The following is a 12,517-nucleotide window of genomic DNA, read 5'->3' on the forward strand; positions in this document are numbered from 1 at the left end:
ATGGGCGCTCATCTGGCGTGGTCCCAAAATGCTCCCCAGGCCGCCCACCCCGCCGCAGGTACTGCCTGTAACCGAAATCTGTCGGGCTTTCAGAAGGCGGCGTCACGCCAGCCCGACTGCCCCTGCGCCGGTGCCGCCCACTGGCCCACGGGGCCGGGCCTGCGGGCGGATCATGGTCGCCTGCCCACTGGTCATGGATGGTGATCTTCCGAGCGCGTCTTGAGCGTGTCTTCGCCGGTTGATTCTGATGTGCTTCGCGCACCGCCCAACGCGCTCTGCCGCCACACCCGACACGACAGCCGCTGTTGCCCGGAGGCACCACTCAGTCCGAGAGAAGGGGAAACTCATGGGACAGCGTGCGCAGCGTGGTCGGGTGTACCAGCGGTGTGGTTGTACGGGCGGATCCGGGAGGCAGTTGAGGCCGTGGTGTCCGAGGCTGGCCGGGGATCTGAAGCACGGCAAGTGGACGTACTGTGCCGAACTTGCCCCCGAGGACGGGAACCGGAAGACCCGCCGGCGCGGGGGTCGCCACCCGCGCCGAGGCGGCCCGGGAGATGAAGGCGGTGCTGGACGGTGAGCCGCGCGGGGTGTACGAAGACCGGCGCATCACGGTGGCGAGTTCCTGCGGGAGTGGCTGGTGGCGAGGAAGGAGGAGCTCGCGCTGACGACCTACGCCGGGTACGAGGACTGCGTCGAGCGGGATCTCATCCTCGCCTTCGGCCGACTGGCTGAGCGACCTGTTCGAGGTCATGCACCCCGCCCGTCACGGTCGGTGAGGGCGTCTTCGCCCGTACCTTCCACACGCTCCAACAGCTGATGCAGTACATGTTCTACATGGACCTGTACAGCGGGTCGCGCCCCCGCCGTTCCCGTCGGGCCCCGACGGCTGACGGAAACCAAGCCAGGGCCGAGGAGCGTCGGTCCGTAAAGTTGCTCAACGGTGCAGGCGCCCAGCGCAGTCTGGCCCGCAGCAACCCGCTGGCCTTGCTCGCCGCCTGCCGTTCCTCGGGAGCCTCCCCGGACTTCACCCCAGATGACGGGATGGGCCCAGAAGTTCCTCGCAGCCGGCGCCGGTGCCTTCATCGGCACGCTGCGGGCGGTGCGCAGCGACAAGGCCACTTCCTGGCTATGACACCGCATCCTCCTCGCCTGAATCACAAACGGTTACCACCGATTACGAGACGGAGCCTTTCAAAGTACAGACCCCTGGCGCACGCATGGGCGGTCGGTTACTCGCCCATGAAGACGACGCGGCGGGGTGTACCGGAGGTGCCGGACGTCGTGGTGGTCGTGGTGCGGCCGGCCGGGACGGCTCGGTCGCGGCCCCAGGTGCGGATCTCCTCGATCTGTTCGGGGTTGGTCCGGCTGAGCGGCGTGGTGTTGGCGAAGGTGTCGAGCACGAACGACGGGAGCAGCTTGGCGGCTCCGCCGTTGAGGTGTACCTCGGCGCCGACCTCGTGGAGGGCGGCTTCGATGTCGGAGCCGGCGAATCCCTCGGAGAGGTCGACGAGGCGGTCCACCTGGTTCGGGTCGGGCTCGACCTTGACGTACTTGCGGTAGTAGAGATCGATGATCTCCTTGCGGTCCTGTGCGTCGGGGAGGTCGACGAAGAAGAGTTCGTCGAAGCGACCCTTGCGGAGGAGCTCGGGCGGGAGGCTGCGGACGTCGTTTGCGGTGGCGACGACGAACGCGCGGGAGTCCGACTCCTGGAGCCAGAAGAGGAACTGGCCGATGATGCGCTGCGGCACGCCGGACATGTCGTGGCTGCCGGCCAGCCCCTTCTCGATCTCGTCGATCCACAGGATGCACGGCGCCACCCGGTCGGCGGTCTCCAGCGCTTCCCGCATCCGGCCCTCGGACTCGCCGAGGTACTTGCCGTGGATGCTCGCCATGTCGAGTCGGTAGAGCGGAAGTTGCCACTGCGAGGCGATGGCCTTGGCGGACAGCGACTTGCCGCAGCCGGGCACGCCGACCAGCAGCACGCCGCGCGGCGGCCGCAGGTCGGTGCCGCGCAGATCAGCGTGCATCAGTTCGTGCTTGCGCTGGAGCCATCCCCGCAGGCTGCTCAGGCCCCCGACGGAGTAGTCCGATGCCTTGAGCTGGACCCGCTCGAGGCCGGCGAGGTCGCTGAAGATCCGGTCCTTGGCCCGGGCCAGCGCGAGGACGTCGTCGCGCTGGACCGATCCCTTGGCGACGATGGTGGCCATCAGGTTGACCGCTTCGGCCTCGGTCACGCCGAGCAGAAACTCCGAGGCGCGGCGCGCGTCGTCCTCGTTCCATTCGATCGGCACCACGCCGTGGTGGTCGTCGAGGAAGCTCTTGATGGTGCCGTACATCTCGTCTGCGTCCGGCAGTTCGAGCTGCAGGCTCATGCCGAGCCGTTGCAGTCCGCTCCAGATCGGGCTGTCGGTGATCAAGACGATGCTGCCGGCGTTGGCGTCGGCCAGCCGGGCGAGTTCGGCGACGTGCCGGGTGAAGTGGGTGTCGGTCTCCAGCCCGTCCGGGTCGACCAGGATCAGGGTGGCCTGCGGGCGGCTGGTGAACTGGGCGGCGGCGAACTCCATGGCACCGGTCAGGGAGCGGTCGTCCTGGACGGTGGCGTTGGAGCGCAGGTCGCGCAGGCCGGTGGCCCTGGTGTAGATCCAGAACGGCTGGCTGCTACGGCGCGACCGGGTCGCCACCTCCTTCACCAGCCGCAGCGCCCGCTGCTGCTCGATGGTACGCAGGCCGATCACCGGTACTCGGGCAGTGAGGTAGTTGTCGAGGTCGTCTCGGCTCTCGGCGTAGTTGGACATCTGGGCCTCGGGTCTCGGTTCGGCGGGACGGCGGTAGGACGGCGGGTCGAAGACGCGGTCAGCCCGGCACGATGCGGCGGCGCGGCCCGTCGGCGGGGTCGTAGGACCAGCCGCCCGGGTCGGCCGGGGGCGTGGCGGTGATGACGGCGGTGAGCGGGTTGTCGCGCAGGGTGCGGCGGCGGGCGTCGACGGCCTGTCGGTCGTGCTCGCGCGACGCCCGGCGCTCCAGCTCGCGTTCCAAGTCCTGCTGGGCCCGGCGGGTCTGCTCGTCGATGATCGCGGTCAGCTTCTCCTTCAGGTCGGCCGGGAGCTGCGGGTGGCCGGCGAGCACCCGGATCCGGTGCAGCCCGGTGCGTGCCTGGGTGAGGGCGCGGCCCGCGGCGAACTCGTCGTCGGCCGCGTTGACAGCCGCGACGAGCGCGTCCGCCCATGCCTGGAGGCGCTGTTGGAGCGCTTCCCTGATCCGCGCCCCGAGCCGCTGCCAGGTGTCCTCGGGGAAGTCGGTGGGCGTGAGTGCGGGCAGGCCGGTGTCGTCGACCGGCTCGCCCGCCGACCAGCGTTCCAGGAACTCGGCCCAGGCGTGGTACGGGCCGCCGAGTGGTCCGGGTGTTCGCACTGCCTGCTGCCTGGCCAGTGTCACGCGCCGCCGCCAGGCCGGTGTCACAGCCCGCTTCCGGGGCGGCGCACCGTCACCTCGCCGGGCGGCAGCGGTTCCCAGTCCGGCAGGCCCTCGACGATCCGGCGCAGCCGACTGGTGGCCCGCTCCGTGGTGGGCTTGGGGCTGGCCGCCCACGGGGAGGCGGCGGGGCGACGCGGTGGTGGCGGGGCGGGGTAGGGCGTGGTCATGGCGTTCCTCCGGACTGCGGCGTGGCGGCGGCGGGTCGGACGGTGCGCCCGTCGAACGGGCTGTGGGCGTGGCCGGCGGCGGCCAGTGAGCCGATGAACTCGCGGGTCCGGGTCTCCACCTGGTCCGCGTTCCGGTAGGCGGTCTTCCAGTCCGTGTACTCGGCGCAGGCGCCGCGCAGTTGGTGGATGGAGTCGTTCTTGGCGCGCGCCAGCAGCTGCTTGGCCGATTCCATGGCCTTCCGGGCGGCCTGGGAGCGGGTGTACAGCACCAGTCCGCAGATACTGCCGGCCAGGACGGCCAGGCCGAGGGCGACCGCGATGCTCATCGGGCCGACGACGAACAGCAGCAGCGCGATCGCGCCGCCGAGCATGACCAGTTGGCGCGTCAGCGGGTAGGCCAGCGAGGCCAGGAAGGGGGCAGTGTGCTGGTCCCAGTGCTGGGCGAGCGACTGTTCCAGGGCTGGGAGCGGGGTGTTGAACGAACCCGCCCACTGCGGCAGGTTGAAGACCTGGGCCCCGAAGGTGTGGCTGGTGGCGAACACCGCGTGGACGTCCGGCGGTTCGGCCATCCGGTAGTCCCGGCTGAAGCCGGCGTGGGCCTGCGCGAACCACTCGTGGCAGGCGGCGACGGCGAGCCGCTGGGTGGAGGCCGAAGCACCAATGGCCGAGGGGTTGAGCGCCGCGGTGGACTGGATGGTGAGGTAGTCGAGCGTCTCCTCCAGCGAAGCGGAGTCCACGTCCACGGCGTGCCTCGCGGCGTCCAGGTCGCCGTCGCACGCCACCACCGCCTGGTTGAACGCCAGGTCGCGGCGGAGCGGCAGCTCCTCGTTGTCGTACTCCGAGACCAACCGGTCCAGGATGTCGTCGATGGCGTCCTCGAGCCGCTCGGACGGGACGGACTCGCCCGCCATCATCGCGGTGTACTTGGCGAAGATCGCCTGCTGGGCCCGGGCCGAGGCGAGTACGGCGTCCAACTGCGGCCACTGCGGGGACACCTGCGAGAGCCGGGGGAACTCGCCGGCGGCCGACGGCGCGCGCAGGCTGTCGAGCTCCGCACGCCACCGGCGTACCTGGGCGGCCCGGGCCTCGTCGTCGCCGAGCAGGGTCTCGCGCCACCGCCCGAGCGTCTCGTGCAGCATCTCGCGGCCGCCCGCGCCGAAGGCCCCCTGCGAGATGGACTCCAGGATGACCGCGAACTCCCGACCGAGCGCGGCCGGGTCCTGGGCGATCAGGTAGTGCCGCAGCCACCGCACCGCGGACTGCTGGCGGCCCTGGCGGCGCAGCACCAGCGCGAAGAGGAGCGAGGTGCGCTCCGGTGAGCGCCGGAACGCCTCGTCCACCGCCCGCTCGCACAGCGCCGGGTCGTCGGCGGACCAGGCCGCGAGGGCGACCAGGGCGGGCGCGAGCCAGTAGCGCGGCGTCTGGATCATCAGCTGCTCACTCACCGAGGTCACCGTCGCCTCGGACACCAGGCCGAGGTCGAATGCCTGCAACATGCCGACGGCGGTGCGCCGGACCACCTTGTGGTGGCCGAACTCGTGGTCGACCTTGTCCTGGATGACACCGATGCGGGTCTCGGCCCGCTGCACGTTGGCGGTCAGCTGGGACTGGTGGACGAAGGCCAGGAAGTCGGCGCGCAGTTGCTGCAGTTCGCTCTGGGTCTGCTGCTGCGCGATGCCGACGGCGGAGACCTGACCGGACACCTGGCCGACCTGCTCGGAGAGCCGGTTCACGAGTCTGTCGACCTGCGCCACCTGGTTGCGCAGGACGTAGTCCACCTCTGTCATGCGGGTCTCCGTTCACGGTGGAGCAGTCGGCGGGACGGGTTCACGGGCGTACCACGCTGCCGTCCGGGAGTACCGGCAGCACCAGGCCGCCGTCGTACACCTCGACGAAGGCGTAGGCGCCGGTGCGCACCAGCATCCGGGCGGCCGCGAAGGGGTGGGGCATCGGATCCCCGGGTGCGAAGTGGTCCACGATCGAGTGGAAGAGGTTCAGCTGATGGTCGACGTACGGTGCACCGAGGTAGCAGGTGGCGAGGAAGCCGAGTGGGACGTCGCCGAACTCGGTGGTGTAGTGCTCCTTGAGCCAGTCGGCCAGCTCGTTGCAGGCGGCCGGGTCGAGTCCGGCGTCGAGTCGGCGTACGGCGTTCAGGAAGCCCACCGGCCTCTCGCGCAGCCGGTCCGCCCCGACGCGGGTCTGTGGCGGTCGCCCGCCGGTGGCCGGACCGCTCGCCGCAGCCCGACCGGGCCCGGTCGCCTGGCCCGGTCGCACGACGCGGCGGGGCTGCTCAATGAAACCCATGAATCCCCCGATGACCATGGAGTGACACCGCGCTCACACCGCGCGGTCGAGAAGGGAAGGATAGTGATCGCACTGCCATATTGCGAAGCCGTGCAGGTGATCGCACGCGCATGGCCGGATGACGACCTGTTTCCACCCACCATTCGCCCGGTCGACCGGACCGCCGGGGCGGTGTCCGCCTGGAACACTTCTGACCATGAGGACGGTTTTTGCACTCCTGGTGGGGATCAACGACTACTCGGCGCTCGGCCGCGCTTCGCTCCGGGGGTGCGTCAATGACACGGCTGCTGCTGAGCATTGGCTGGACGCGAAGGTGACGGAGCCGGTTGTGCGGACGCTGCTCGACACCGACGCCACCGTGCGTGCGGTCATCGACGGCATCCGCGGGCATCTCGGGCAGGCGGGGCCGCAGGACACCGCACTGCTCTGGTTCTCCGGCCACGGGACCGAGTTCGACGCCACGGCCGAGCAGCTGAAGGTCGAATCCACCGGCCGCTGCCAGGCCCTGGTCTGCGCCGACGGGCCATTGCTGGACAAGGAGCTGGGGGCCCTGCTGGACGAGGTCGCCGCCCGCGGCGCCCATGTCGTCGCGGTCCTCGACTGCTGTTTCTCGGGCGGCGCGACCCGGGACGCCGAGGGCAGCGCGCGCCTCCTTCCACCGGATCCGTCCTGGGGGGCGCTCGCGACGGCCCGCGACGTCACCGGTCCCGCGGCCGAGCCGGGTCACGTCCTGCTGGCCGCGAGTCGGCTGAACCAGCCCGCGTTCGAGGACTGGTTCGACGGACGCAGGCACGGCGTGTTCACGCACGCACTCCTCGGCGCGCTCGGCGAGCAGGGCGGCCCGGAGCTGAGCTACCGCCGGTTGATGGCGGCCGTGCAGTGCCGGGTGCAGGGCTCGGGTGAACGCCAGCACCCGGTCCTGCTCCCCCTGGAGGCCGGTGGCCCTGCCGACCGGCCGTTCCTCGGCGGGGCCGTTCGCGCCCCGAGCCCTCACCTGCTCCGCCACGGTGCTTCGGGCTGGGAGGTGGACTGTGGAACCGTCCACGGGCTGCGCGGCGGCCCGGACGCCGGCGGTACCGAGTTCAGCGTCGAGCCCGGGCCCGGCAGCCAGGACCGACACCTGCTGACCGCCTGGGAGGTCCGGGTCGACCGGACCCTGGTGGAGCCGTCCGGCTGGTCACCCGATCCGGCGCTCAGCTACCCGGTGACGCTCTCCGCGTTGGCCCTGCCGCCGGTTTCGGTGCTGGTCGAGGCACTAGAACGTCCTGCGGTAGATGCCGAGTTGACTGACGCCCTGCGCACCGCCCGCTCGCCGCTGCTTCGCCTCGTGGACGATCCGCGGGACGCGCCCGGGACACTGCTGCGGGTCGTCCTGGACCGGGCGGAGGCCCGGGTGCTGTTCCGGGACGGGTCCCCCGCCGTCCCGGCGCTGCCGTGGGCGGGTTCGGCTGACGCCCGGCGGATCGTCGACTGCCTTGTCCACCTGGCCGGTTGGCACCAGCTGCGCGACCTCGCCAACCCCGATCCCTCGCTCGGATCCCACGTCCGGGTCGAGGTGACGCCCTGGGGCGGCGATGACCCGATCCTGCCCGAGGGCTCCGGTGAGATCGTCTGCAGCTACGGTCGCGGGCCGGGCGGCTGGCAGGAGCCGAGAGTGTCCGTGCGCATCCACAATCGTTCGACGGGCAGGGCCCTCTGGTGCGTCCTGCTGAACCTCACGGACAGCTACGCCAGCCGATCGGTCCTCTTCCCCGGGGCCTTCATCGCCTCCGGCTGCACCGGCTACGCGCTGGACGGCGATCCGGTTCACCTCAGCCTCCCGTCCACCCGACCGGTCCGGCCCGGCGCCTACGTCCGCGACTGGCTCAAGCTGATCGTGGCGGAGGGCGAACTGAACACCGTGCCCTACCAGTTCGGGCCCTGGGATCCGACGCTGCCCGCGGACCGGCAGACCGGCCGGTCGACGGACGGCGTGTTCCGCCCGCTCGCCCCGGGCGGCAGCCGGGACATGCTGCCCGGCCGCCCGGCGGCCTCCCCCGGCCGCTGGGCGGCGCTCACTCTTCCGCTCTGCACGGTCGTCCCGGACTGATCCGCCGTCACTGCCCCAGGTGGGTGAAACCGGCCCAGGCCGAGAGGTCGTCCGGCTCCACCGCGGCGGCGCGGGCGGCCAGCGCGCCGGGCATACCGGGCGGCAGCCGGCGGTCCGGGTCGAGCATCCACAGCTGGGCCCTGCGCAGCGCCCGGCCCGCCTGTTCCTGCTCCCGGCGCAGGAAATGGTGCGTCATGAACATCAGGACCGAGGTGGCGTCGTCAGGCACCGGCCACAGCGAGCCGATCACCGATCTGGCTCCGGCCACCAGGAACGCCGTGGCAAGGCTGTACGCCTCGTTGTGGCCGCGCCCGGACACGTGGCTCCAGCAGGCCGCCAGGACCACCAGCTCCAGCCCGTCGCCGCCCCGCCCGGCCGCCTCGGTCAGCTCCTCGGCGGCCAGCTCACCGCCGCTGAAGGAGAGGTACGAGCTGTAGCGCTGGTTGGCGGCCACGGTGGCGTGGCAGGCCAGGTGCAGGACGCCACCACCGCCGCGGCGCAGCCAGGCGAGCACCTCGGCCGGCGTGCCCGGGCCGTCGGCCTCGCCCGCCGCGCGCCGCCCGAGGAAGGTGCCCCGCGGGTAGAAGGCCCGCTGCACCGCGTCCGCCTCCTCGCCGGCGTAGCGCAGGTCCCCGGTCGGATTGCCGACCACCAGGGCGGCGTCGGTGTGCGGTGTGGACGGCCGGGCGGCCACGTCGCACAGCAGCCGGGCCGAGGCGGCGTACGAGATCTCGGCCTGCTCGACGGCGTACCGGCGTCGTCCGGTGGCGTCCGGCTCCGACCAGGCCGCATGCCACGGCACCACGCCGAGGGCGCCCATGGGCACCAGGATCAGCGACGGCGGGCGGGTCCGGCCGGGTGGCGGCACGAGCATGTCCAGCAGTGGCTTGACCGCCGCGTACCAGGCCCAGGAGCACAGCCGGTCCAGTTGCCGGCGCAGCGAGGGCGAGTCGGGTGCGGCGGCGTGCGGAGCCGGCCCCATGTCCCGGACGGACCGGCCGGCCGGGGTGTAGTCCCGCAGGGGCCCGGCGTCCTCCTTCAGCAGCGGCAGCGGCAGCCAGTGCGCGCCACCATCCGCGGTGACCAGGACCGCCGCCCCGCCGCGGTCGTCGGAGGCCGGCATCAGGTACACCAGGGCGTCCGCCCGGCAGCTGCGCAGCGCCGCACCGATCTCCGCGGGGGCCGGGGTGCCGAGCAGCCGGGCCGACGGCCCGCCGTACGGGCCGTCGGCGGTCAGCGCGGTCAGGACGCGGCGGCGCAGTTCGCTCGGGACGCCGCCGGGCCCGGTCGAGCCGTCCGCTCCGCCAGGCGGTTCGGCGCCGCCCGCGGCCCGCCACTCCTCGGCCAGGTCGGGCCGACCGGTGGCGGTCAGCAGCTGGGGCACCGTCATCGCGGTGTTCGCGGCGTGCAGCACCAGTCCGCGGCAGGCGTCCAGTGCCTGGACGGCGGCCTCGGGGGCGTCGTCGGCCAGGCACCAGGCGGCCACCTCCAGGGCCGCGGCGGTGGCCTCGGGTGCGCCCTCGGCGGCGTGCCCGGTGCCGGACTGGAGCAGCGCCATCCAGGAGTGTCCGCGCAGGGACTCGAGCCCGGCGAGGCGTCCCCGGCGGCGGTCGTCGCGGGCCGGGTCGGCGCGCAGCCGGTAGGCCCGGCCGAGGGTCAGGCTGCACACCGCCCAGAGCCGGTGCTCGGGGCCGCCGGCCAGCTGGGCGGCCCGCTCCAGCAGGTCAATGCCGGTCCCCAGCTCACGGCGGTCGCCGCTCCGGGAGGCCTTGGCGCAGTGGGTGCTGCCCAGCACGAAGGCGTAGCGCAGCCAGTCGTCGCTTCCCTCGTCGGACAGGTCCAAGGCCTCCCGGAGCAGGGTCATTCCTTCGTCGAGAAGCCGGCGGTCGGGCCGGTCCACCCCCCGTGCGATGCGGGCGATACCCGCGTCCCCCAGCACCCATGCACGGTGGTCGCGCGGCAACCGTGCAGCTTGGCGGCGCAGTTCGTCGAGAGTGGCACCACCGTGGGTCGCCATGGAGGCGGTCGGCAGGCCCAGGCTCCTGGCGAGCTGGTCGCGGCCCATCCGGGCGTTCTCCAGCAGCGTCCACAGCTCCCCGCGGGCGGGGTCGTCCGGGTCGAGCGCGCCGTGGACCTCGGCGAGCCGCGCGATGGCCCGGTCGGTGCCGGCCAGGTCACCCTGCCGCGCGTACCGAATGGCCTCGATACCCGCGACCTGGCCGTCGATGAGCGACCGGAGGTAGGGGGTGGTGCCGGGCCGATCGCGCAACCGGGCGATGGCGCTCGCGGCCGTCTCCACCTCGTCGAGACCGCCGCGCAGTTGACCTCGCTGGCCCTGGACGGCCGAGCGCAGCAGCTCGATGCCGTCGGTCACCCGCCCGTCCTGGCCGGTGCGCAGGTCGCGGGCCGCATCGATGTGCTCCAGCGCCCCTTCCAGGCCCGACCCGTCTCCGGCTGTCGCCTCGTTCAGGCCGATCAAGCCGGCGATGGCGTGGACGTTGCTCAGCCCGGCGGCATCCCCCTTCCGGTGCTGCAGTGCGGCCTGCAGGAGCGCGGTCTTCTGCTCGGCGGTGACGTGCGTGCCGTGCGGATCGAGCAACGGCACCAGGCCGTACAAGAACGCGGCCGACTCACCCGACTCGCGGCTGTCCGGGTCCATCTCGTGCCAGGTCCGGTACAGCCGGTCGAATTCCGCGGGCAGCCGGTCGACGCCGCCGATGTCGTTGGCGAGACCGTTGAAGTCCTGATCGCTGAGGTTCAGGAAGGCCCCGCCGTGTCTGGCATCCGCCAATGTCCCCATGGTGGCGCGGTGGGCCTCCTGGAAGAGGGCGTCGACCTCGGGGCCCGCCTCGGCAAGGCCCTGGCGCACCAGCTCGTGTCTGACCCAGCCGTGGCACATGATGGCCATCCGCCGGAACTCGGCGCCCTGACTCTCGTCTTCGAGGGCACGCCCGCTGGCCGCGGCGAGCACCGGCAGGCGCGCCGGGTCGCCGTCCGCCCGGTAGCGGGCCCACTGGAGAGACGCCACCAGCAGGCCCAGCGGTGCGGCCGAGCCGCCGTCGCGTTCGGGCTGCCAGCAGTCGAGAGCCCGCTGCAGCAGGTGGAGCGCTCGGTCTCGTCCGGCGTCGTCGTCGCGCTCGGTGGCACGCTGGTAGAGCAGCCGTCCGAAGCAGTCCAGGTACGTGGGCAGCAGTTCGTCGACGGCATCGGGCTCGGCGAGCAGTGGCGCCAACTCCGCCTCGGCGGGCCCGACCTGGGTACTGTCGTCCCAGTGCCACCACAGCATCGCCCGGATGTAGACCATCCGGGCCATCGCCTCGCGGCCCCACCACGATCGCTCCGCGGATCGCTCGCCCGCCTCGACCAGCGCTCGGCCGAACTGGGTCCGGGCCTCCGTCAGCATTTCCCGGTCCCGGGCGCGCTGGCCGTGCACCATCTGGGCGGTGGCGAGTCCGTAGCGCAGCAGCGGGACGTCGCTGTCCGGCGTGGCCGCCTCGAGAGCCGCGCGGAAATGCCGGACGGAGGCCTGCGCGTCGGGCAGGTCACCGCCGGTCCGGTACCGCTCGTGGTGCAGTGCACCGGCCTCCCCGTGCAGTTCGGCGGCCTCCGGGCTGCCGGGTGCGTGGTCGTCGAGCGCGGCGTCGTACCGGCGCAGCGCCTCGGAGAGCAGAGCCGCCCGTTGCGGGGCGGGCCGGTCGTCGGCCTGCACCCACCGCAACCGGGCGAGCCGGGCCACCAGGTACCTGCCGAGCATCCTGAGGTGCTCGAACGACGACCCGGCGACCGGTTCGGCCAGGCCGTCGACCAGCAACGCCCAGGCCCGGTCGAGCAGTTCGGGTTGCGGCCAGCCGTCGTACCGGAACAGCAGCACGCGAGCGCGGAGGATCCGCCAGGCGTCCCAGATCTCCTCGTCGTCGATCCCCTCGTCGCCGGGCCGGGCGAAGGCCCGCTCGAACGCCTCGTCCGCCAGGTCCAGGTCCTCCGGGCGTGCCTGCCGCAGGAAGAGCTGGTAGCTGAAGTCCCCGGCGACCGCCCACGCCGTCGGCACCTGTGGGTCGTCCGCCCGCAGACCTGCCAGCTGCTCCAGCAACTCGTCCCGCTCGGCGCGCAGTTCGTCGTCGGAGACCTCGTCTGGGTCCGGGTCCGGGTCCGGGTCCATCGCCCGCTCCGGCGTCACGGGGCGATCCTCGCGTGGTAGGGCTCCAGCAAGGAGTTGAGCCGCCTCTCCCCCTCGGCGGTGTCGAAGTCGACCGGCGGGACGCCCGTCTCCTCGATCACGTCCGGCACGCAGCGGTCACCGAACAGGACCACCACCCGGTCGCCGGGCTCACGCTTGGACGGCCAGAGGAAGCCCTGCGCCCACAGGTCGGTGTGCTCACGGATCCAATGAGCCTTCGCCATCTTCGAACGTGCTGGTCGGAGGGGCTGGCGTGACGGTTCTCCGGGGTGCTCGTGCTGGTCGTGGGCGGGAGTCTGCGGTCTT

The 12,517-nt window shown here is 72.4% G+C and carries 8 protein-coding genes; 1 reads left to right on the forward strand and 7 read right to left on the reverse strand.

All coding sequences use genetic code 11. The features are described 5' to 3' along the window. Positions 1-1,229 precede the first annotated feature (1,229 nt). Genes ACZ52J_RS33295 through ACZ52J_RS33315 form a run of 5 tightly spaced genes read right to left on the reverse strand, consistent with a single transcriptional unit; the run spans position 1,230 to position 5,804 of the window. On the reverse strand, positions 1,230-2,795 hold the full coding sequence (locus tag ACZ52J_RS33295; protein WP_033354984.1) for an AAA family ATPase: 1,566 nt from the start codon (positions 2,793-2,795) through the stop codon (positions 1,230-1,232). Positions 2,796-2,853: 58 nt separating this feature from the next. After that, complete coding sequence (locus ACZ52J_RS33300) at positions 2,854-3,411, reverse strand: hypothetical protein (protein WP_465624055.1); 558 nt, start codon at positions 3,409-3,411, stop codon at positions 2,854-2,856. A 44-nt stretch (positions 3,412-3,455) separates the two neighbouring features. Continuing rightward, complete coding sequence (locus ACZ52J_RS33305) at positions 3,456-3,641, reverse strand: hypothetical protein (protein WP_465624057.1); 186 nt, start codon at positions 3,639-3,641, stop codon at positions 3,456-3,458. Beyond that, positions 3,638-5,428: a hypothetical protein gene (locus tag ACZ52J_RS33310; RefSeq protein ID WP_465624058.1), complete on the reverse strand. Its 1,791-nt coding sequence runs from the start codon at positions 5,426-5,428 to the stop codon at positions 3,638-3,640. Before ACZ52J_RS33310 ends, ACZ52J_RS33305 begins: the two co-directional genes overlap by 4 nt. A gap of 40 nt (positions 5,429-5,468) precedes the next feature. After that, positions 5,469-5,804 (reverse strand): hypothetical protein, encoded by a 336-nt coding sequence (locus ACZ52J_RS33315; RefSeq protein WP_465624060.1) that lies wholly within the window; start codon positions 5,802-5,804, stop codon positions 5,469-5,471. A 337-nt stretch (positions 5,805-6,141) separates the two neighbouring features. Here ACZ52J_RS33315 and ACZ52J_RS33320 point away from each other — a divergent pair, with 337 nt between their 5' ends. Beyond that, positions 6,142-8,034: a caspase family protein gene (locus ACZ52J_RS33320; protein WP_465624062.1), complete on the forward strand. Its 1,893-nt coding sequence runs from the start codon at positions 6,142-6,144 to the stop codon at positions 8,032-8,034. A gap of 7 nt (positions 8,035-8,041) precedes the next feature. Here ACZ52J_RS33320 and ACZ52J_RS33325 read toward each other — a convergent pair whose 3' ends face one another. Continuing rightward, positions 8,042-12,211, reverse strand: a complete 4,170-nt coding sequence (locus tag ACZ52J_RS33325) for a CHAT domain-containing protein (RefSeq protein ID WP_465624064.1) — start codon at positions 12,209-12,211, stop codon at positions 8,042-8,044. After that, entirely contained in the window at positions 12,208-12,435 is a 228-nt protein-coding gene (locus tag ACZ52J_RS33330; protein WP_465624066.1) for a hypothetical protein, read from the reverse strand. The genes ACZ52J_RS33325 and ACZ52J_RS33330 overlap by 4 nt, the downstream gene beginning before the upstream one ends. Between the last annotated feature and the right edge of the window lie 82 nt (positions 12,436-12,517).

The organism is Kitasatospora sp. NPDC034035, from assembly GCF_055575755.1.